This window comes from Nocardia sp. NPDC056541, from assembly GCF_042794235.1.
Lineage (GTDB): Bacteria > Actinomycetota > Actinomycetes > Mycobacteriales > Mycobacteriaceae > Nocardia.
This window is the reverse complement of record NZ_JBHTUD010000001.1, coordinates 388,434-411,180: the sequence shown is the minus strand read 5'-3', so window position 1 is coordinate 411,180 and position 22,747 is coordinate 388,434. Positions and strand designations below refer to the sequence as shown.

The following is a 22,747-nucleotide window of genomic DNA, read 5'->3' as shown; positions in this document are numbered from 1 at the left end:
GGAATGCTGCGCGGCGGTGACTATTAGGGTGGGGCAATGCCGATCAGCGTGCTCGTGGTGGACGATCAGGAACTCATGCGGATGGGCCTGAAAATGGTGCTCGGCGCGCACCCAGACATCGACGTGATCGGTGAAGCGGGCAACGGCGACGAAGCCGTGCGGCGCGCGAGCGAACTGCGACCCGATGTGGTGCTGATGGATGTGCGGATGCCGGTTGTCGACGGAGTGACGGCCACCGCGCAGATCGTGGCCGCGGGGGAGGGCGTGCGGGTGCTCGTGATGACCACCTTCGACCTCGACGAACACGCGCTCGGCGCCCTGCGTGCCGGCGCCAGCGGATTCCTGCTCAAGGACACCCCGCCCGAGGATCTCGTCTCGGCCATCCGCAGCGTCGCCGCCGGTGACGCGGTGGTCTCGCCCAAGGTCACCAAGCGGCTGCTGGACCGGCTCGTGGCCGAGGACCCGACGAGCCTGCGCGACCCGAAGATCCTCGACGTCCTCACCGCGCGCGAACGCGAGGTACTCGAACAGATCGCGGTCGGCCGCTCCAACGCCGAGATCGCCGCGGCGCTGTTCCTGTCGGAGGCGACGGTGAAAACACACGTCGGCCGGGTGCTCACCAAACTCGGTCTGCGCGACCGGGTGCAGGCCGTGGTGCTGGCCTACGAGACCGGGCTCGTGCGACCGGGCGGCTGAATTCGCCGGCTCACTCGGGAGAAAAATCGGGCGCTCGTGCGTTGAAGGGGTAGATCGTCCGAAAGGATCGCCATGACCGCAGTGCTGTTCGTCCTCTACCTCGTCGTCGAGATCGCCGCCCTCGTCGGTCTCGCCCAGTTGATCGGCATCGGCTGGGCGCTGATCGTGCTCGTCGCCGTCTCGGGCGTGGGATTGGTGCTGCTCGGACGGCAGGGCAGGCGGGTGTTCGACCGATTCCGGCGGGCCTCGCGCGGTGAGGTGACCGCCGAGAGCGCGGTCGCCGACGGGGTGATCGTCGCCACCGGCTCGGTGCTGCTGTTCGTGCCCGGTCTGGTCACCGGACTCGTGGGCCTGCTCGCGCTGTTCCCGCCGACCAGGGCGCTGCTGCGACCGGCGCTGGAGAAGCTCGGCACCCGGCGCTTCGGCCCGCTGCCCTCGTTCGCGCCCTCGCCGTATCGCGGGATGGTCGTCGACGCGGACGGCGACGTGGTCGACGGCACCGTGGTCGGGCAGTGGTACGACGATGGTCACACCGCGGGTCCGCGCGCGCTCGGCCCCGCCTGATCCGACAAGGCCTCGACCGACACGCCCGCGCGCGGCGGCGAAGGGTCTACAGTACCGACATGGCCACCGAGCAGATCACCGTCACGGTGAGCGAGGAACTGGCCGACGCGGTGCGCAGAGCGAGCGCCGCTGCCGGACAGTCGATGTCGGACTTCACCACCGCCGCATGGCGGCTGGAACTGATCGCCGTGGAGGCGGGCGGGCATTGTCTCGCCGGGTTCGGCGACGCCGAAGTGCGCGCCGCACTGTCGCTGCCGACCTGACGCTCGCGCCGCCGACCGGAGCCTGTCCCTGCCGAGGTGCCGATCCGGCGATACGGCAGACTGGGGCATCGTGAGTACCCAGTTGCTGATCGGCGGTCGTTTCTACAGTTCGAGCTCCCCGGACGCGGCCGCGATGGCGGTCACCGACGGCACCGTGGTGTGGCTGGGCGCCGAGGCGCCCGGGCGCGCGATGCACCCCGACGCGGAGATCATCGACCTCGACGGTGCGTTCGTGGCACCCGCGTTCGTCGACCCCCATGTCCACGTCACCGCGCTGGGACTCCAGCTGACCGGGCTCGACGTGCGTGGCGCCGGATCCCTGTCCGACCTGCTCGAGACGGTGCGTGCGCACGCCGCGAGCCAGCCGGACGGGGTGATCATCGGCGAGGGCTGGGACGACACCGGCTGGCCCGAGCAGCGTCCGCCGACGGTCGCCGAACTCGACGAGGCCGCCGGTTCGGGCAGGCTGGTCTACCTGGCCCGGGTCGACGCCCATTCGGCCGTCGCCTCCTCGGCGCTGCTCGACGCGGCCGGTGACCTCGGCGAGGGGTATCAGCGTGGCGAACTGCTGCGCGCCGACGCCCACCACCGGGTGCGCACCATCGCGCTCGCGGAACTCACTCGTGCCCAGCGTGATTCGGCTCGCCGGGCGGCCCTCGACGCGGCGGCCGCCCACGGCATCGTCGCGGTCCACGAATGCGCGGGCCCGGAGATCTCCGGCCGCGACGACATCCGCGAACTGCTCGCTTTCGACCACGGTGTGGCCGTGCGGGCCTACTGGGGTCAGGCCGTGCGCACCGCGGAGCACGCGCGCGCCCTGCTCGACGAGCTCGGCGTGCACGCGCTCGGTGGCGACCTGTTCGTCGACGGCTCGCTCGGCTCGCACACGGCGCTGCTGCGCGCGCCCTACGCCGACGCGGCGGGCTGCGGCAAGAGCTTCCTCGACGAGGACACGATCACCGCGCATATTCGCGCGTGCACCGAGGCCGGGATCCAGGCCGGTTTCCACGCCATCGGCGACGCCGCCATGGATACCGTCGTCGCCGGATTCGCCCGTGTCGCCGCCGAACTCGGTGGTCCGGCGATCGCCTCACGTGGGCACCGGGTGGAACACGCGGAGATGACCGACGCGGCTGCGATCGCACAACTGGCCGAGCTCGGCGTGATCGCGTCCGTGCAGCCCGGCTTCGACGCCGCGTGGGGCGGACCCGACGGGATGTACGCGACCCGCCTCGGCGCCGAGCGCGCCGCGGGCCTCAACCCGTTCTCGGCGATGGCGGCAGCGGGCATCTCCCTCGCCATCGGGTCCGACGCGCCCGTCACCGTCATGAACCCGTGGGAACAGGTGCGCGCGGCCGTCTACCACCGCACCCCCGGCCACGGCTTGTCCCCGCGTGCCGCCTTCGCCGCTGCCACGCGCGGCGCCTGGCGCGCGGGCGGCGTGCGCGACGGGATGGCGGGCACGCTGGTTCCCGGCGCACCCGCCTCCTATGCCGTGTGGGACGCGGGCGAGCTCGTCGTCGCGGCGGCCGCCGACACCGTGCAGCGCTGGTCCACCGACCCCCGCTCCCGCGTACCCGGCCTCCCGCGCCTCGATCCGGGCGTCGACCTGCCGACCTGCCTGCGCACCGTGCGCGACGGCATCACGATCTACGCTGCCTGACCCGCCGCCAGCAACGAATCACGGAGCGACACACCATGATCGATCCCGCGACGGGTAACCACCCCGACTCCGCAGCCGAGCCGGCATCAGCAGCGGGCGAGGTGGATCCCGGTGCGAGCCGATCCGCCGCCGCTTCGCACCCGGCGGTGTTGCGGCTGCTCGCGGCCGTCGTGGGCGGGCTGCTGCTGTTCGGCAGCTTTCCGCCCCGCCCGTTCTGGTTCCTTGCCCCCGTGGCCATCGCGTTGCTCACCCTCGCGGTGCGCGGGCCGGGCAGGCTGCGCGGCGGTTTCGGGTACGGGCTGCTCGGCGGGCTGGCGTTCTTCGTGCCATTGCTGCCGTGGACCGGGATCTACGTGGGTCCGGTGCCGTGGTTGGCGCTGTCCACGGTGTGCGCGTTGTACTTCGGCCTCTGGGGTGCGCTCGCTCGAGGGTTGAGCGCGCTGCCGGGCTGGCCGATCTGGCTCGCCCTGGCGTGGACCGCGAGCGAATGGGTGCGGTCGAGTTTCCCGTTCGGCGGATTCCCGTGGGGGCGGGTCGCTTTCGGTCAAGCCGATGGGTGGTATCTGCCGCTGGCCGCCTACGGTGGTGCGCCGCTGGTCGGCTTCGCGGTCGCGCTGACCGGCACCGCGCTCGCCGCGCTCGCCCTGCGCGTCGTCACCTGGGCCCGCACGCCCGCGCCACGCCCGAACACTCGCGCCGTGCGCACCGGATTTGCCACCGCGGTGGTGGCCGTGGCTACCATGCCCCTGGCCGGAGTGATCCTGCGGCCGACACTGCCCGCCCCGGACGCAGGTATCAGAACGATCACGGTCGCGGCGATCCAGGGCAGTGTGCCGCGGCTCGGGCTCGACTTCAACGCCCAGCGCCGCGCCGTGCTGGACAACCACGTCCGGCGCACCGAGGAGTTGGCCGACGCCGTCACCCGCGGACAGGCCGCGCGGCCCGACATCGTGATCTGGCCCGAGAACTCCTCCGATATCGACCCACTGCGCAATGCCGACGCCGCCGCCGAGATCACCGAAGCCTCGGTACGGATCGGCGCCCCGATCCTGGTCGGCGCAGTCCTGGTGAACGGTGACCGCACGACCACCAACTCGGTGATCGTGTGGAACGGCACGGCGGGCCCGGGGGAGCGCCACGACAAGAAGATCATCCAGCCGTTCGGCGAATACCTGCCGATGCGCGGTTTCTTCCGTTTGTTCTCCTCCTATGCCGACCGTGCGGGCTATTTCGTGCCGGGTAACGGTGACGGAACGGTGACGGCCGCCGGTGTGCCGGTCGGCGTGGCGACCTGTTACGAAGTCGCGTTCGATCGGGCATTTCGGGATTCCCTCGCCGCGGGCGCCCAATTGCTGACGGTGCCCACCAACAACGCCACCTTCGGCGAAAGCGAGATGACCTACCAGCAACTGGCGATGTCGCGGGTACGCGCGGTCGAGCACGGGCGTGCGCTCGTGGTCTCAGCAACCACGGGTGTCAGCGGGATCATCACCGCTGACGGCGTGCTCAGACAGCACACCGAGCAAGTCGTCCCCGCCGCCTTGGTGGCCCAGCTACCGTTGCGCGACACAACAACAGTCGCTACCCGAATCGGTGGGTGGCCGGAACTCGCGTCCGTTATCCTGACCGCGATCGGTGTCGGATTGCTATTACTTCGACGCCGCCGCGCGAATCCGACGCATCTTGCGCGAAGTTCGGACAATTCTGAATAAGCGGTTTGTTTCAACCGGGGGGAAGCGGCACAAAGTTGCTGCTTCAGGGGCGTAATTCGTTGAGCTCGAAATAAATTCACATTCGTAGCCATCCGGCTGCCGTAGTACTCCGAATCATGGGCGTGGAAAAGCCACGCCCTGGGCCGTCGTGTGCCCGGGCGCTGCTCGGGGAGTTGTGACACAAGGCAGAAACGGAGTGCTTGATGAGTTCTTTGGCCACCGACCACGTCAGCTCGAGCATCACCGACGAGGACCCGGGCCAACCGTTCGCCCTCTCGCCCGGTCAGACAGCACTGTGGTACGCGCAACGGATCCGGCCCGATATTCCGCTCACCATCGCTCACTACGTCGAACTGCACGGTGATCTCGACGTCGGCCGGTTGCTGTACGCGGTCGAGCGCTTCGGCGCGGAATCCCAGGTGGGACACGTCCGCCTACTCGAGATCGACGGCGTGCCCCACCAGCGAGTGGACCCCACGTGGCGGCCCGGCTGGGGCCGGATCGACCTCCGCGGCGAATCCGACCCCCGGGCCGCCGCGCTGGCCTGGATGAACGCCCATGCCAGCACCCCGATCGACATGGAGCACGAGCCCCTCACCATCAATGTGGTGTTGCGGATCGGTGACCGGGATTGGTTCTGGTACGAACGCGGCCACCACATCGTCATCGACGGTTATGGTGCGATGAACGCGCTCTCGCGCACCGCCGAGATCTACACCGCGGTCGGCGAGCAGCGTGAGCCGTCCGTTTCCCGCGCCGCCGCGCTCGTCGACCTCTACGCCGACGAATCCCGCTATCGCGAGTCCAGCCGGTTCCGTGCCGACCGCGAGTACTGGACGGAACAGCTCGCCGGCGTGGGCGAACCGATGACGCTGTCATCGGTCACCGCCGCGGGCGACACCCACGACGCGGGGCGCCACCGTGCCACCGCGGTACTCGACGCCGACCTCGACACGCTGCTCACCGACGCGATAACCACACACAGTTCGGCCAACTCCGCGCTGATCGTCGCCGCGCTCGCCGCCTACGTCCGTTCGGTCACCGGTGACCCGGATGTCGTACTGAGCCTTCCGGTTTCGGCACGCACCACCGTCGCGCTGCGCCGGTCGGCGGGTGTGGTGTCGAACGTGGTGCCGCTGCGCCTGCGGTTCGACGAGCACACCACCGTCGCCGACGTCGTGCGCCAGACCGAACTCCAGATCACCGGCGCCCTGCGCCACCAGCGCTACCGCTCCGACGACATCCGGCGAGACTGCGGGTACTCCCGCGACGCGCGCGGCTTCTTCGGGCCGATGGTCAACATCATGCTGTTCCACGACGAGCTGAAGTTCGACGACATCGCCGGTCAGCTCCATGTGCTCGCCACCGGACCCGTCGAAGACCTCTCGATCAACATCTACAACGGCGACGGCGGCCGCATCCAGCTCGACTTCGAGGCCAATCCGAAGCTCTACGGCGAGTCCGAGAACGCCGCCCACCACGCGCGCTACCTCGACTTCCTCGCGCGCTTCCTGGCCGCCGAGCCGACCACCCCCACCTACACGCTCACCGCGATCACCACCGCCGAGAACGAGCGGGTGCTGCGCGAGTGGAACGCCACCGAGATGCCGATGCAGGCCGCGACGCTGGTCTCGCTGTTCGAGGACCAGGTGTCGCGCAGCCCGCACGCCATCGGTCTCGAATTCGGCGACCGCACACTCGGATACACCGAACTCGGTGACCGGGTGAACCAGCTGGCACGCGAACTCATCGCCCGCGGCGCGGGCCCGGAGACCACCGTCGGTGTGTGCCTGCATCGCAGTGTCGATCTGGTCGTCGGGATCTACGCGGTACTCGCGACCGGCGCGGCCTACCTGCCGCTGGATCCCGGGCATCCGGTCGATCGCATCGAAGCGGTGCTGACACAGGCACATCCGGTGTGTGTACTCACCGCGGATCGCGACGGGGTCCGGCTGCCAGAGGGCGCCGTCCGGGTCGATCTGGACACGCTCGACGTGAGCGGCAACGACGTCGCGCCGATCACCGACGCCGACCGCACCGCGCCGCTGCGCCCCGTTCATCTCGCCTACGTCATCTTCACCTCGGGCTCCACGGGTAAACCCAAGGGCGTGGGTGTCACGCATGCCGCGATCGTGAACCGGTTGCGCTGGATGCAGGCCGAGTACCCGCTCGACCACACCGACGCGGTCCTGCAGAAGACGCCGGCCACCTTCGACGTGTCGGTCTGGGAGTTCTTCTGGCCGCTGCAGGTCGGTGCGCGCCTGGTCGTCGCCGCTCCCGAAGGGCATCGCGACCCGGCCTACCTCGCCCGGGTCATCACCGAAAGGTCCATCACCACAGCTCATTTCGTGCCGTCGATGCTGTCGCTGTTCGTCACCGACCCGCGCGTGCGGGGCGGGGCGGGGCTGCGCCGGGTGTTCTGCAGTGGTGAGGCGCTGCCCGGCGCGACGGTCGCCGATTTCCACGCCGCGCTGCACGGCCCCGACGGCGGACCGGAGCTGCACAATCTCTACGGGCCCACCGAGGCCGCGGTCGACGTCACCTACTGGCCGTGCCCGGCCGAGGCCACCACGGTGCCGATCGGCTCGCCGGTGTGGAACACCCAGACCTATGTGCTCGACCCGCATCTGCGCCCGGTGCCGCCCGGTGTCGTCGGCGAGCTGTACCTGGCGGGCGCGCAACTGGCCCGTGGCTACCTGGGCCGTCCCGACCTGAGCGCCGACCGGTTCGTCGCCAACCCCTTCGCCTCGGGGCAGCGGATGTATCGCACCGGTGACCTGGCGCGCTGGCAGATCGCCGGCGGCGTCCTGGAATACCTGGGCCGCACCGACTTCCAGGTGAAGATTCGCGGACTGCGTATCGAACTCGGCGAGATCGAATCCGCGTTGCTCGCGCAGGACGATATCGCCCGCGCGGTCTGCGTGGCCCGCACCGGCCGCATCGGTGAGGACGAACTCGTCGCCTACGTGGTCGCCGCGCCCGGCGCGTCGGCGCCCGATCCCACCGTCCTGCTCGCGGCACTGCGCCGCGGCCTGCCGTCCTACATGGTGCCCTCGGCACTGGTGGTGCTCGACGAACTGCCGTTGAGCGCCAACGGCAAGGTCGATCGCACAGCCCTGCCCGCACCGGAGGTGGGTGTGCGGGTCACCACCGGCGCCGCCGCACCGCAGACCGAGCTGGAATGCGCGCTCGCGGAGATCTTCACCGAGGTTCTCGCCCTGGACGGCACCACGATCGGGATCGAGGACAGCTTCTTCGATCTCGGCGGCAATTCCCTGGTCGCGGCCCGCGCGGTCGCCCGGATCAACACCACCCTCGATGCGAACCTCAGCATCCGGGAGATGTTCGAGTCGCCGACCATCGCCGCGCTGGCCGGCTACATCAGCACCCACCGGCCCGAGACCTCGACACCGAAACTGGTTCCGGCACGCAGACCGGAACGGGTGCCGCTGTCGCTGGCCCAGCAGCGGCTGTGGATCCTCAACCGGTTCGCCGAACACGCCGCCGCCTACAACATGCCCTTGGCCCTGCGGCTCACCGGGCATCTCGACCTGGAGGCGTTGCGTGCGGGTCTGCGCGACGTGCTCGACCGCCACGAGAGCCTGCGCACCAGTTTTCCCGAAGGCCCCGAGGGCCCGTACCAGCGCATCCACGCCGCGGCCGGGGTGGAACCCGAGCTGACGCCGATCGAGGTGGCCGCCGCCGAGATTCCCGCGCTGGCCGCGCAGGTGGCGGGGCGCGGTTTCGACCTGCGGACCGAGACACCGCTGCGGGTCGCGCTCTACCGGGTGGGCGCCGAGGATCACCTGCTGCTCGTGGTGCTGCACCACATCAGCGGTGACGGATGGTCGGTCGCACCGCTGGCCCGGGATCTGATGGTCGCGGTGTCGGCGCGCGCGGGCGGCGCCGCGCCTCAGTGGGCACCGCTGCCGGTGCAGTACGCCGATTTCGCGATGTGGCAGCGGGAACTGCTCGGTGAGGAAACCGACCCCGAGGCACCCATCGCGCGCCAGCTCGGGCACTGGCGCGGTGCGCTGGCCGGGCTGCCCGATCAGCTCGACCTGCCCCTCGACCGGCCACGGCCGCAACAGCGTGGCACCGGCGGGGACACCGTCGAATTCGTCATCGACGCCGAAACCCGGCGCGCGGCAGCCGAACTCGCCACCGGTCGCGGCGTGAGCATGTTCATGGTGCTGCACGCCGCCCTGGCCACCCTGCTGGCGCGGCTGTGCGCGAGCACCGACGTCACCATCGGCACGCCCATCGCGGGCCGCTCCGATCCGGCGCTGGACGAACTGGTCGGCATGTTCGTCAACACCCTGGTGTTGCGCACCGAAGTGGACCTCGGCGCCGGCTTCGAGCGCATGCTCGACCTGGTCCGCGAGACCGACCTGGATGCCTTCGCCAACCCCGACGTGCCGTTCGAACGGCTGGTGGAACTGGTCAATCCCGATCGCTCGACCACCCGGCATCCGCTGTTCCAGGTGATGCTGTCCTACGACCGCACCCCGGAACTGCGGGTCGAATTGCCCGGTGTCACCGCGGAACTGGTGCCGATCGAGATCGGCGTCGCCAAGTTCGACCTGCAGCTCGAGGTTCGCGACACTCACGACGACGGACCGCTGCACGCCGAATTCGGTTTCGCCACGGATGTTTTCGATCGCGCCACGGTGCAGGCCATCGCCCGGCGGTTCACCACGCTGCTGGCCGCCGCTGTCGCCACCCCCACCACGGCGATCGGCGACCTCGACGTGCTCGACCGTCGCGAGATCGCCCGCCTGGTCCCCGTGGCCGGTGCGCCCGCCGAACCGGCGGGCACCCTGGCCCGGCTGCTCGGCGACACCGCACAACACCTGCCCGACTCGGTGGCGGTGCGCTACCTCGGTTTCGACACCACATACCGCGAACTCGACGAACGCTCGAACCGGTTGGCGCGCAGTCTCATCGCGCACGGCGCCGCACCCGAAACGGTGGTCGCCGTGGCGCTGCCGCGCAGCCTCGAGTCGATCATCGCCATCTGGGCGGTCGCCAAGACCGGCGCCGCGTACGTGCCCGTCGACCCCGCCTACCCGGCCGATCGCATCGCGCACATGATCAGTGACTCCGGGGCCACGCTCGGGCTCACCCTGCCCGAGCATCTCGCCGCGCTGCCCACCGCCACCGGCAAGCACCGGTCGGCACCGGAGTGGATGGTCTTCGGAACAGCCGATTTCGAGGCCGACTGCGCGGTCCGCTCGGGCAGCCCCCTGTCCGATGCCGACCGCAGGCATCCTATGCGAGCCGGGCAGCCCGCCTACCTCATCTACACCTCGGGCTCGACCGGCACACCCAAGGCCGTCGTGGTCACCCATGCGGGCATCGCCTCGCTGGCCAGCGAGCAGACCCAGCTGTTCAAGGTGACCGACCACGCGCGCACCATGCACTTCTCCTCACCCAGCTTCGACGCCTCGGTGCTGGAACTGCTGCTCGGGTTCGCCGCGGGTGCCACGATCGTGGTGGCCCCCGCCGACCTGTACGGCGGTGCGGAGCTGGCCGGTTTCCTGCGCTCGGAACGCATCACCCACGCGTTCATCACCCCGGCCGCGCTGGCCACGGTGCCCGCGGGCGAGTTCCCGGCTCTCAACACGGTGATCGTCGGCGGCGAGGCGTGCTCGGACGAACTCGTCGAAGCCTGGGCCACGAAGTACCGGATGCACAACATGTACGGCCCGTCCGAGGCCACTGTCGCGGTCACCGCGAGCGCGGCCATGGTTCCGGGCGAGCCTGTCCCGCTGGGCACCCCCGTGCGCGGCATGCGGCTGTTCGTGCTCGACGGCCGGATGAACCCGGTGCCGCCGGGAACACCGGGCGAGCTCTACGTCTCGGGGCCCGGCCTGGCCCGCGGGTACCTCGGCAAGCAGGCACTCACCGCGCAGCGGTTCGTCGCCAACCCACACGGCCGCGTCGGCGAAAGGATGTATCGCACCGGCGATCTCGTCGTCGCCGACATGACCGGCCTGCTGCGTTTCCTCGGCCGCGCCGACGATCAGATCAAGATCCGTGGGTTCCGGATCGAACTGCGCGAAATCGACCATGTGCTGCGCGAACACCCGGGCGTTCGGTCCGCGCTGACCGTCGTCCACGTCGACGAGCAGGGGCAACAGCGGCTCGCGTCCTACGTCACCGCCGACGGCCCGCTCGACCCGGCCGCCGTGCTCGACACCGCCCGCAGCAGGTTGCCCGGCTACATGGTGCCCGCCGCACTGGCGGTGCTCGACGCGATGCCGGTCACCCCGGCGGGCAAACTCGACCGAAAGGCCCTGCCCACACCCGAATTCGTGGTCAGTGGTGGGTCGCGTGCGCCACGCACGCACCTCGAGATGCGGGTGGCCGCGGTGTTCACCGAGATTCTCGGCCGCCCGATCCCCGGCGCGGAGGACAGCTTCTTCGACATCGGCGGCAACTCGCTGCTGGCCACCCGGCTCGCCGCCGCGCTGCACGCCGAATTCGAGGTGGACCTGCCGGTCCGGCAGATCTTCGAGGCACCGACCGTGGCGGGCATCGCCCGGCTGATCACGGAAGCGCCCCGGACGCAGCGGGTGGCGCTGGCGGTACACACCCCGCGCCCGGGACGCATACCACTGTCGTTGCCGCAGCAACGGCTGTGGTTCCTGAACCGATTGTCCCCCGAATCGAGCGCCTACAACATCGCATTCGTCTTGCGAATCGGCGGAGATCTGGACGTCGAGGCGTTGCGGGGCGCTCTCGGCGACCTGGTGGAGCGCCACGAGGTACTGCGCACGGTCTTCCCCGAAGACCTCTCCGGCGCCCAGCAGGTGATCCTGCCGCGCGAGCAGGCGATGCCGGTGATCGACGCCGTCGACACCGCACCCGATCGGGCGAACGCGGCGCTGACCGCGCTGGCCCGCCAGGGCTTCGACCTCACCCGGCAGACGCCGCTGCGAGTGTTGTTGCTGCGCACCGCATCCGACGAACACCTGCTCGGCGTCGTCGTCCATCACATCGCCGCCGACGGCTGGTCGCTCGGCCCGCTGACGCGTGATCTCGCACTGGCCTACGTGGCTCGCACCGGGGGCGCTGTCCCCGAACGCGCACCGCTGCCGGTGCAGTACGCCGACTTCAGCCTGTGGCAGCGGGCCGTGCTCGGCAGCGAGGACGACCCGGACAGCATCACCGCCACCCAGCTCGCGTTCTGGCGCGAGACGTTGTCCGAACTGCCCGACGAGCTGCCGCTGCCGTTCGACCGGCCACGCCCCGCCGAACCCACCGGGTCCGCGGGCACCGTGACCTGCGCGGTCTCGGCACCGCTGCAGCACGCGCTCGACGAGCTGGCCGGCCACACCGGTGTCAGCCTGTTCATGGTCGTGCGCTCGGCGCTGTCGGTGCTGCTGCGCAGCGTCACCGGTGGCCGCGACATCCCCATCGGTACCCCGGTCGCCGGGCGCACCGACATCCAGCTCGACGACCTCGTCGGCATGTTCGTCAACACCCTGGTCCTGCGCTCCGACGTCGATCCCGGCCGCAGCTTCACCGAGCTGCTGCACGCCGATCGCGATGGCGAGCTCGCCGCCCTCGCCCACGCCGATGTGCCGTTCGAGCGCGTCGTCGACGCGCTGGGCCGCGAGAGCAGGGCGAGCAACCGCCACCCGCTGTTCCAGGTCGCGCTGAGCATGCAGGACAACCGCACACCCGCGCTGGAACTGCCCGGACTGCGGCTGGCCGCGGAAGAGCTCGACATCGCCCTGGCCAAGTTCGACCTGGAACTGCGGGTCGCGCCCGCCGAGGACAGCGGGTTGCGGTTCGACTTCGTCTACGCCACCGAACTGTTCGACGCCGCCACCATTCAGACCCTCGCCGACCGGTTCGTGCAGATCCTCACCCAGGTGACCGCCGACCCACGGCAATTGGTGTGCGATCTGGACCCGCTCACCGTGCTCGAGCACCGTGAGCACGTCCCCGCACAGGGACCCGCCGCGGTCACGCCGGTCATCCTGGCCGACATCCTCGACGGTGCCGCCACGAAGTATCCGCAGCGGCCGGCGCTGCGCTGGTTCGCCGACGGCAGCGTCGCCGGGGAAGTGGGCGAGCTCGACTACGCCGAGGTCGCGAGCCGGGCGCACCGGCTGGGCCGGGCGCTGATCGCGCGCGGCATCGGCACCGGCGACCGGGTGGCCGTCGGGCTCACTCGCTCACTGGACTGCGCCCTCGCCATCTTCGGCGTCGCAGCCAGCGGCGCCGCGTTCGTGCCCGTCGACCCGCGCTACCCGGCCGACCGGGTGCGGCACATGCTCACCGACTCCGGTGCCAGCGCGGTACTCACCGCGCGCGCCGACGCGGACTCGTTGCGCGAGGCCGCGGGCCCGATCGACACCCAGTGGTTGCTGATGGACGGCGACGAGCTGAACGCCGAACTGGCCGGCTACGACGGGGTCCGGATCAGCAACGCCGAGCGGGTCCGCCCGGTGCGCACCGCCGACCTGGCCTATCAGATCTACACGTCCGGTTCGACCGGCCTGCCCAAGGGCGTCACCGTCACCCACGGCGGTCTCACGAGTCTCGCGCTCGACCTGCGTGAACGGATGGGCCTCGACCGGTTCTCCCGCACGTTCTTCTTCTCCACACCCAGTTTCGACGTCTCGGTGCTCGACATGCTCCTCGCCGTCTACTCGGGCGCCGAGATGGTGATCGGCCCGATCGACATCTACGGCGGTGACGAACTCGGGACCCTGCTGGAACGCGAGCAGATCACCCACACCTTCCTGACGCCCGCGGTGCTGGGCTCGATCGACCCCACCCGCCACCCGCTGCCGATGCTGCGCGGTCTGATGGCCGGTGGCGAGGCGGTGCCGCCGGACCTGGTGGAGAACTGGGCGCCGGGCAGGCGGTTCGTCAACGCCTACGGGCCCACCGAGTTCACCGTCATCGCCGCGATGTCGGAGCTGCGGGTGGGTGTTCCGGTCGCCATCGGCACGCCGGTGCGCGGCTCACGGGCCCTCGTGCTCGACGAGCGGCTGCGACCGGTCGTCGGCAGGGTGCCGGGCGAGCTCTACATCGGCGGCGCCGGCATCGCCCAGGGCTATCACGAGCGCTACGGCCTGACCGCGGGACGCTTCATCGCCGACCCGTTCGGCCCGGCGGGCAGCCGGATGTACCGCACCGGCGACGTGGTGCGCTGGACGGCGAACGGTGAGATCGACTACCTGGGTCGCAGCGACCATCAGGTGAAGGTGCGCGGTTTCCGGATCGAACTCGGCGAGATCAGCGCCGTCCTCGGCAGTCATCCCGAGGTCCGCTTCGCACACACCGAGGTCCGCCGGATCGCGGGCGACGACCGGATCGTCGCCTGGATCCAGCTGAACGAGGGTGTCGACCCGGCCGAGGTGGCCGGGGTGAAGCGGCACGCGATGGTCCGGCTGGCCGGGCACATGGTGCCCGCGTCGCTGAACCTGATCGACCAAGTGCCGCTCACCCCGGTCGGCAAGCTCGATCGCACGGCGTTGCCGGAACCGCAGTTCACCGCCGCCGCGGGCCGGGCACCACAGACCGATGCCGAGCGGACGGTCGCGCGAGTGTTCGAGGAGCTGGTCGGGGCGAGCGAGGTCCGCGCCACCGACAGCTTCTTCGACATCGGCGGCAACTCGCTGCTGGCCACCCAGCTGGTGGCCCGGCTGGCCGCGGCCAGCAATGTGCGCCTGGAAGTGCGCACCGTGTTCGCGGCGCCGACCGTCGCCGAACTCGCCGCGCTCATCGAATCCGGACCGTCCGGCGACGAACACCGGCCGGACCTGGTGCCCCAGCCACGCCCGGAGCGGATTCCGCTGTCGGCGGCGCAGCGCAGGCTGTGGTTCCTCAACCGCTTCAACGCGGGTGCCGGCGGCGACAGTCAGTCCTCGGGCGCCTACAACGTCCCGGTCGTACTGCGCCTGCACGGCACGGTCGACCTCGATGCGCTCATTGCCGCTTTGCACACGGTGCAACGTCGGCACGAGACGCTGCGCACGGTGTTCCCGGAGACCGCCGGCGAGCCAGAGCAGTTGGTGCTCGACCCGGCGATCGCCGCCGTCACGCTGTTCCACGCGACGGCCACCGCGAGCGAGGTCGACACCGCCGTGACCCGTTTCGTCACCCCGGGATTCGACCTGTCGGCCTCGGTGCCCATGCGGGCGGCGCTGATCAGCGTCGACCACACCGGGCAGTCGGCACCGGCCAAGGCCAAGTTCGCGGTCGCGCGCTCGACCGAGCATGTGCTGGTGCTGGTCGTGCACCACATCGCGATGGACGGCTGGTCGCTGGAACCGCTCGCCGCCGAAGTGGCCGCCGCCTACCGTGGCATCCAGATCGGTGAACCGTTCGGCGAACAGATCCCGCCGGTCCAGTACGCCGATTACACCCTGTGGCAGCAGGAACTCCTCGGTACCGAGGACGACCCGGACTCGCTGATCAGCAAGCAGCTCGACCACTGGCGCGGTGTGCTCGACGGCCTGCCGGAGCTGCTCACCGTGCCGGCCGACCGCTCGCGCCCGCCGGTGCCCTCCTACCAGGGCGGCACCATCGACTGCGCGGTCGACGCGGCGACCCACCGGGCGCTGCGCGGCATCGCCACGGCGAACAACGTCAGCATGTTCATGGTGTTGCACGCGGCGCTGGCGGTCCTGCTGCACCGGGTCACCGGCACCGAGGACATCGCCGTCGGCACCGCCAGCGCGGGCCGTGGACATCCAGCACTCGACGCGATGATCGGCATGTTCGTCAACACCCTGGTGCTGCGCACCGAGGTTTCCGACGAGCGCGCGTTCGTCGACCTGCTGCGCACCGTCCGCGACGGGGACCTCGACGCGTTCGCGAACGCCGACCTGCCCTTCGAACGGCTCGTCGAGGTCGTCAACCCGGCGCGCTCCCAGGCACACCACCCGCTGTTCCAGGTGATGCTGTCGGTGCGCAACACCCCGGTACGGATGCTGGAACTGCCCGGTCTGCGGATCGAAGCCGTCGACGCCGACGCCGGTATCGCCAAGTTCGACCTGCAGTTCACCTTCACCGAGACCCAGACCGCCGACCGGGTGGGCGACGGCATCAGCCTGTCGGTGAACTTCGCGGCGGACCTGTTCGACGAGGTCACCGCGCGCAGGCTCGGCGACCGCCTGGTCCGGCTGCTCACCGCCGTGGCCGCCGACCCGAACACCGCGGTCGGCGACCTGGCCCTGCTCGACGCGGTCGAGTGGACCGCGCTGGCACCGGTGCACGGCGCCCGCGCCGAGCAGGCGGTGACGCTGCCCGCGGTCTTCGGTGCCGCCGTGGCTCGTTCCCGCGAGGGCGTCGCGCTGTGCGCCGGAGACACCGTGGTCACCTACGACGCGCTCGACCGGTGGACCAACCGGCTCGCCCGTGTCCTGATCGGACAGGGTGTGGGGCCGGAAACCCTCGTGGCCCTGGGTATTCCGCGTTCGGTGGAGTCGGTGGCGACCATGCTCGCCGTCGCGAAGGCGGGCGCCGCGTTCGTGCCGGTCGACCCGAACTACCCGCCGCAGCGGATCAGTCACATGCTCACCGATTCCGCTGCGGCCCTGGGTCTGACGCTGCTCGAGCACCGCGATCGACTGCCCGCCGATACCCGCTGGCTGGTCCTGGACGACCCGCAGACCAGGGCCACCGTGCTGGGGACCGACGACTCGCCGGTTACCGACGCCGAACGGATTCGCCCCCTGCGCCTGCACAATCCGGCGTACGTGATCTACACGTCGGGCTCCACCGGGACCCCGAAGGGCGTCGTGGTCACCCACGGCGGTCTGTCGAACTTCGCCGCCGAGACCGCCGACCGGTTCGATGTGCGTCCCGGCAGCCGGGTGCTGCACTTCGCGACTCCGAGCTTCGACGCCGCCATGCTCGACATCCTGTTCGCGCTCGGTGGCGCGGCGACGCTGGTGATCTCCCCGGCCGGGGTGGTCGGCGGCGAGGACCTGCGGCAGGTGTTCATCCGGGAACGGATCACCCACGCGTTCATCACCACCGCCGCGCTGGGCACCGTCGACCCGGCGGGCGTGAACTCGCTGGCCCACGTGCTCACCGGTGGTGAGGCGCTGCCGCCGGAACTGCTCGCCCGCTGGGCGCCGGGGCGCAACTTCTACAACGTGTACGGCCCCACCGAGACGACCATCGTCACGTTGATGCCGCAGCCGATGAGCCCGCGGGGCCCGATCACCATCGGTGGGCCGATCCGCGGCGTCGCGGCCACCGTGCTCGACCGGCGACTGCACCCGACCCCGATCGGTGTCACCGGCGAGCTGCAGCTGGCGGGCTCGGCCCTGGCGCGCGGCTACCTCAACCGGCCGGGACTCACGGCCCAGCGGTTCGTGGCCGATCCCTACGGCGCGCCGGGCGAACGGATGTACCGGACCGGCGACCTGGTGCGCTGGCGTGACGGCGCCAAGTCGGCGCTGGACGTGGAGTACGTAGGCCGCACCGACCATCAGGTGAAGGTCCGCGGATTCCGGATCGAACTCGGCGAGATCGATGTCGCGTTCGCCCGGCACGCCGATGTCGAGCTCGCGCTCACCATCGGTCACACCACGCAGGCCGGGGTCACCGCGCTGGTCTCGTATGTGAAGGCACGCAACGGGAGCGCGCCGAGCGTGCCCGAACTGCTCGAGCACGTCGCGGGTCACGTGCCGAACTACATGGTCCCGCAGGCGATCATGCTGCTCGACGAGGTGCCGCTGAGTCCGGTCGGCAAGCTCGATCGAGCCCGGCTGCCCGAGCCGGTGTTCACCGCGTCCGGCGGGTACCGCGCGCCGGCGACCGTCGCCGAGATGGCGCTGTGCGCGGTGTTCACCGAGGTCCTCGGGGTCGAGCGGGTCGGCGTGGACGACGGGTTCTTCGAACTCGGCGGCAACTCCCTGCTGGCCACCAAAGTTGTCGCGGCACTGCGTGAGCAGGGCTACGACATGCCTGTCCAGATGATGTTCGGCGACGCCACCCCCGCGGGAATCGCGGCCAAGCTCGACGACCTCGACCCGGACGCGGTGATCGAGGCGGCCACCAGCCCGGTGCTGGCCATCCGCCCGTCCACCAGCCCGCACGACACCCCGCTGTTCTGCGTGCACCCGGCGATCGGGCTGGCCTGGTGCTACGCGGGACTGCTCGCTCATCTCGCCCCGCAGCGCCCGGTGTACGGCCTGCAGGCCCCGCACGTGTCCGGTGACGACAGCTTCATCTCGATCCCCGAAGCCGCCGGACACTATGTCGCCCATATCAAGTCGATCCAGCCACACGGTCCCTATCACCTACTCGGCTGGTCGCTCGGCGGCCTGATCGCGCAGGAGATCGCCGTGCAGCTGCAGGACGCGGGCGAGGACGTCGCGCTGCTGGCGATGATGGACAGCTACCAGCTCGGTGACCGCTGGCTCGACACCTCGATGCCCAGTGTCGCCGACATCCTCGGCGAGTTCGGCGCCGACCTGGTCGACGGCGAACCGTTGCCCGCCGACCTCGACCTGAACGAAGCGGCGGATCTGCTGCGGGCCCAGGCCGGTCCGTTCGCCGCGCTCTCGGTGGAACATCTGCAACGCCTCTACACCGGGTACGCCGACGGCACCGTCATGGCCAACCGGTTCCGGCCGCGCACCTTCGACGGCGACCTCGTGTTCTTCACCGCCACGGCGGACGAGATCAACGCCGCCGATCCGAGCCGCTGTGCCGACGCCTGGCAGCCGTTCGTCACCGGCAACATCCACAACCACGACCTGCCCTGCAGGCACGCGGCGATGACCACACCGGAATCGCTGGCGGCGATCGGCCCCGTGCTGCATCGCCACCTCGACGCCGTCCCGGACATCACCGTGTGCGGCAGCGGCCAGAAGGAGATGCGACCGTGAGTCTCGCGGTAGAAGTGCGCGGCCTGGCGAAGAGCTACGGCAAGGTGCGCGTACTGAAGGAGATCGACCTGGAGATCCCGGCGGGGACCGTGCTCGGCCTGCTGGGCCCCAACGGTGCGGGCAAGACCACCACCGTGCGGATCGTCACCACGCTGTTGCGACCCGATGCCGGTTCGGTGCGGGTCGCCGGTATCGACGTGCTGGCCGACCCGGCCACCGCGCGCACCAGGATCGGGCTGTCCGGCCAGTACGCGGCCGTCGACGCGAACCTGACCGGTTACGAGAACCTGCGCATGGTGGCGCGCCTGTACGGCATGGGACGCAAGCAGTCCGTCGTGCGCGTGGAGGAACTGCTCACCGCGTTCGGACTCGACCACGCGGCGGGTCGGCGGGCAGGCACCTATTCCGGTGGTATGGCCCGTCGCCTCGACCTGGCCGGTGCGCTGGTGGCGCGGCCGCCGGTGGTGGTGCTCGACGAGCCGACCACCGGCCTCGACCCGCGCGGTCGCCTGGACATGTGGCAGGTGATCGGTGATCTCGTCGACGACGGCACCACCGTCCTGCTCACCACCCAGTACCTCGAGGAGGCCGACCTGCTCGCCGACCGGATCACCGTCATCGACAAGGGCACGGTCATCGCCCGCGGTTCGGCCGACGAGCTCAAGACCTCCATCGGCGGCGACCGGCTCACGGTCACCCTCGCCGCGGGGCAGAGCCCGTGGCCCGCGGTGCAGGTCCTGCAGCAGGTGGGGGTCGGCGAGCCCGTTCACGAGCCCGGCAGCGACGAGGTGTCGGTGGTGGTGGGCAACGGGTCACGCACGATGGTCGAAGCGCTGCGCCGCCTCGACGACGCCGGTGTCTGCGTGCTCGACGCGAACGTCGTGCGTCCCACTCTCGACGATGTGTTCCTTTCCCTCACCGGCACCCCGGCCGAGACCGTTCCCGAACCCGAAACCGACGACGTGCAAGAGGAGGTCCTGTCGTGAGTGCCCCCGACGTCACGGTGGACGAGTACGAGACCCGCGATCTGCCCATCCAGCCGGCCACCCCGCGGCCGCCCGCAGGCGAGGAGATGGAACCGAAGGCCCGGTTCGTGCGCGACAGCGCGATCGTGGCCTACCGCAACCTGCTGACCATCCTGCGGGTGCCGACGCTGCTGGTCACCGCCACCATCCAGCCGCTGATGTTCGTGTTCCTGTTCGCCTACATCTTCGGTGCCTCGCTCGGCGGCGACCAGTACCGGGAGTTCCTGCTGGCCGGCATCTTCACCCAGACCGTGGCGTTCAATGCCGCGTTCACCACCGTCGGCCTGGCCGGTGACCTGCAGAAGGGCATCATCGACCGGATGCGGACGCTGCCGATGTCGCGGCTGGCGGTCCTGATGGGGCGCACGCTGTCCGACCTGGTCGTCAACATCGTGAGCCTGGGTGTGATGTCGATCTGTGGGTACATCGTCGGCTGGCGCATCCACGGCAGCTTCGGCGATGCCGTGATCGCGTTCGCGATCATCTTGCTGTTCGCGTTCGCGATGTCGTGGGTCGGCGCCCTGACCGGTCTGGTCTCCCCGACGGTGGAGGTGGCGCAGAGCGCGGGTCTGATCTGGCTGTTCCCCCTGACGTTCATCTCCTCGGCGTTCATCTCCGCCGAAACCCTGCCCGGCCCCCTGCGCGCGATCGCCGAATGGAATCCGATCACCGCGGTGTCGGCGGCGGGTCGCAAGCTCTTCGAGAACGACTCGCCCCCGACCTTCGTCCCCGCCACAGGCTGGGCCGCGGAGAACTGCATCCTCTACGCGATCATCTGCTCGCTGGTCATCCTCGCCATCGCGATGCCCGCGGCACTACTGCAGTACCGCAAGGTCGCCAGCCACTGAGTACGGCCACACAACGCCGAAGGCCGCCATCCCGAGGGGGAGGCGGCCTTCGGCGTTCACATCTTCTGTGTTATCCGCGGCGACGGGTCTTCAGGAGGTCGAGGCGCTCCTTGAGCAGCTCCTCGAGCTCCTCCTTGCTGCGACGTTCCAGCAGCATGTCCCAGTGGGTGCGCGGCGGCTTGACCTTCTTGGTCTCCACGGAGGTGCCCTCCATGAGCTGACCCTCCTGGCCGTTGCGGCACAGCCAGGTGGGCGGGATCTCCGCGTCGTCGGCGAACGGGACGTCGAATTCCTCACCGTTGTCGGTGCGGTAGCGGGCGATCCGGCGCGGGGCCAGGTCGTGGTCGCGATCGGTCTCGTAGCTCACCGCTCCGAGCCGGCTGCCCCGGAGTACGCGATCTGCCATGTGTGCTCCTGTAATTTCGGCGGCTGGTGCCGCAACTCGTACTACCTCAACGCACGGGAAGTCTGAACTGTTCCATTGTAGTCGCCCGGCCACATCAGCCGAGCGACCCCCGAATCGGCGTCGACGGTAGGTCGGTATCGGGAGGGTGCCCGCTCAGCGAGACCTGAACCGGCGAAGTGTGTCGCGGGCCGATAGGGTTTCCGATCATGTCGCGCAGTCGCCTGCTGTCCTGCCTGTGGTGCGGGCGGGAGATCGTGGATTCGGAGTCGGGTCGGCGTCGCCGCTATTGCCGCCAGTCGTGTCGCCAACGTGCCTATGAGCACCGGAGCAGCCTCAAGGGGACCGGAATTCCCGAGGACGCGGTGGTGCTGACCGCGCAGGAGGCCGCCGATCTCGCCGATCGGTGGTTCGCCGCGCGGTGTGCGGCCGAGGACGTGGCGACAGCCGTGGGGGAGGGAGCTTCTCCGGCGGAGCTGGCAGAGCTGAGCGCGACGTTGCTGCAGCTGGCCCGGGAAGCGGAACGACTCCGCTGACGATGCGAAAACCCGTGTACCCCATCGTAAGCCGATGGGGTACACGCAGCGGCACCGATGGGCGACTACCGCGCTAGCTCGGCAGTGACTCCCGGGCACGCAGGTACACGGCGGTGATGCCCCCCGCGACGAACAGCGCGAGGGCCGCGGCGGCACCGGCTGTCGCGAGGTCGGGACTGGTGAGCGACTGTCCGCGCAGCGCCTGCCAGACCACCAGCGTGAGCAGTCCGAAGTAGCCGAGGACTGCGACCACGAGCAGCGCCGCACGGGTCGTTTCGGTGCGCAACCAGCGGTAGCGAGGCGCGAGTGCTACCAGGGCGAAGGCGATCAGCAGCAGCACCTGGATGCCGTGCAGCCCGACGAAGTGCGGGATGCGCAGGTCGCCGCCGATGGTGCTCCAGTGGGTGATCGGCATGCCCGCGGCAGCGTCACGTGCTGTATCGCCGGGCCGCACTGTGTGCCCGGCCATCAACCCCACGACGGTGCCGTCGGCCGTGCGGACGAGCTGCGGCCCGGTGAACCCCATCAGATACCCGAGCGCCATCCCGGTCACCGCCAGCCACAGCCCGGCCTTCAACGCGATCCTGGTCGGCCGGTCGGCCAGTTTCTGCCAGGAGATGATCACCGCCAGGACGAGATTCGCGAGGAACAACCCGGGAACGCCGGACGCGAACACCTGCTGCCCGATCTCGTTGACCGGGTCGGTGGCGTCGTTGAAGTGGCTGAACGTCCCGCGTGCCGCCTGGACCGCGATGAATCCCACATCGGCGACCCCGGTGATCGCGAAGACAGTGCCCAGCCACCAGGTGGCACGCCGTCCGCGATGCGGCAGCCGCAGTATCCAGGCCAGGGTCACGCCGTAGAGGGCGAAGGCGAGCCCGAACTTGGCCGGTTTGAGCCACACCGACTCGCCGAGCAGCAGTCGGTCGTCGACCACCATCCCGACCATCGACACCACCACCAGTGCGGTCATGAGCGCGGAATTCACCAGCAGCGGGCCGTGCCAGGGGGCGCGGTCGGTGCCGTCGCGCGCGGTGGGGGACGTGATGCGGGACAGCGTGTGGGTGAGGTCGATCGTCGCCATGTACCGAAGGTAGAAATCCGGTGCGCCACACCACGTCCCGCTGTGGAACGGTTCGGCTCCGATACCCGGGTACGGGTCGGGC

General features: G+C 70.1%; 11 protein-coding genes. 9 read left to right on the top strand and 2 right to left on the bottom strand.

Translation table 11 applies throughout. The annotated features are described in order from the left end of the window. Positions 1-36 precede the first annotated feature (36 nt). The 8 genes from ACFQ9R_RS01880 to ACFQ9R_RS01845 all read left to right on the top strand — a co-directional run bounded on the left by ACFQ9R_RS01880 (position 37) and on the right by ACFQ9R_RS01845 (position 20,642). The gene (locus tag ACFQ9R_RS01880; protein ID WP_378627551.1) at positions 37-696 is read left to right on the top strand and encodes a response regulator; all 660 of its coding nucleotides are present in this window, start codon (positions 37-39) and stop codon (positions 694-696) included. Between the two features lie 72 nt (positions 697-768). Next, on the top strand, positions 769-1,260 hold the full coding sequence (locus ACFQ9R_RS01875; RefSeq protein ID WP_378987934.1) for an FxsA family protein: 492 nt from the start codon (positions 769-771) through the stop codon (positions 1,258-1,260). Between the two features lie 59 nt (positions 1,261-1,319). Then, the gene (locus tag ACFQ9R_RS01870) at positions 1,320-1,523 is read left to right on the top strand and encodes a hypothetical protein (RefSeq protein WP_378987931.1); all 204 of its coding nucleotides are present in this window, start codon (positions 1,320-1,322) and stop codon (positions 1,521-1,523) included. A gap of 70 nt (positions 1,524-1,593) precedes the next feature. After that, the gene (locus tag ACFQ9R_RS01865; RefSeq protein ID WP_378987928.1) at positions 1,594-3,186 is read left to right on the top strand and encodes an amidohydrolase; all 1,593 of its coding nucleotides are present in this window, start codon (positions 1,594-1,596) and stop codon (positions 3,184-3,186) included. A gap of 35 nt (positions 3,187-3,221) precedes the next feature. Next, positions 3,222-4,898, top strand: a complete 1,677-nt coding sequence (lnt, locus tag ACFQ9R_RS01860) for an apolipoprotein N-acyltransferase (RefSeq protein ID WP_378987925.1) — start codon at positions 3,222-3,224, stop codon at positions 4,896-4,898. A 203-nt stretch (positions 4,899-5,101) separates the two neighbouring features. Further along, a complete protein-coding gene (locus ACFQ9R_RS01855; protein ID WP_378987922.1) occupies positions 5,102-18,769 on the top strand; it encodes an amino acid adenylation domain-containing protein in 13,668 nt (4,555 codons plus the stop codon). Beyond that, on the top strand, positions 18,766-19,755 hold the full coding sequence (locus tag ACFQ9R_RS01850; RefSeq protein ID WP_378987919.1) for an ATP-binding cassette domain-containing protein: 990 nt from the start codon (positions 18,766-18,768) through the stop codon (positions 19,753-19,755). The genes ACFQ9R_RS01855 and ACFQ9R_RS01850 overlap by 4 nt, the downstream gene beginning before the upstream one ends. Positions 19,756-19,841: 86 nt before the next feature. After that, positions 19,842-20,642: an ABC transporter permease gene (locus ACFQ9R_RS01845; protein WP_358110415.1), complete on the top strand. Its 801-nt coding sequence runs from the start codon at positions 19,842-19,844 to the stop codon at positions 20,640-20,642. Between the two features lie 70 nt (positions 20,643-20,712). On the opposite strand, the gene ACFQ9R_RS01840 is transcribed toward ACFQ9R_RS01845, so the two are convergent. Beyond that, the gene (locus ACFQ9R_RS01840) at positions 20,713-21,048 is read right to left on the bottom strand and encodes an RNA polymerase-binding protein RbpA (protein WP_067453486.1); all 336 of its coding nucleotides are present in this window, start codon (positions 21,046-21,048) and stop codon (positions 20,713-20,715) included. Positions 21,049-21,254: 206 nt separating this feature from the next. Here ACFQ9R_RS01840 and ACFQ9R_RS01835 point away from each other — a divergent pair, with 206 nt between their 5' ends. Continuing rightward, the gene (locus ACFQ9R_RS01835) at positions 21,255-21,581 is read left to right on the top strand and encodes a hypothetical protein (RefSeq protein WP_378627566.1); all 327 of its coding nucleotides are present in this window, start codon (positions 21,255-21,257) and stop codon (positions 21,579-21,581) included. Positions 21,582-21,654: 73 nt separating this feature from the next. Here ACFQ9R_RS01835 and ACFQ9R_RS01830 read toward each other — a convergent pair whose 3' ends face one another. Then, positions 21,655-22,665 (bottom strand): hypothetical protein, encoded by a 1,011-nt coding sequence (locus tag ACFQ9R_RS01830; protein ID WP_378987916.1) that lies wholly within the window; start codon positions 22,663-22,665, stop codon positions 21,655-21,657. Between the last annotated feature and the right edge of the window lie 82 nt (positions 22,666-22,747).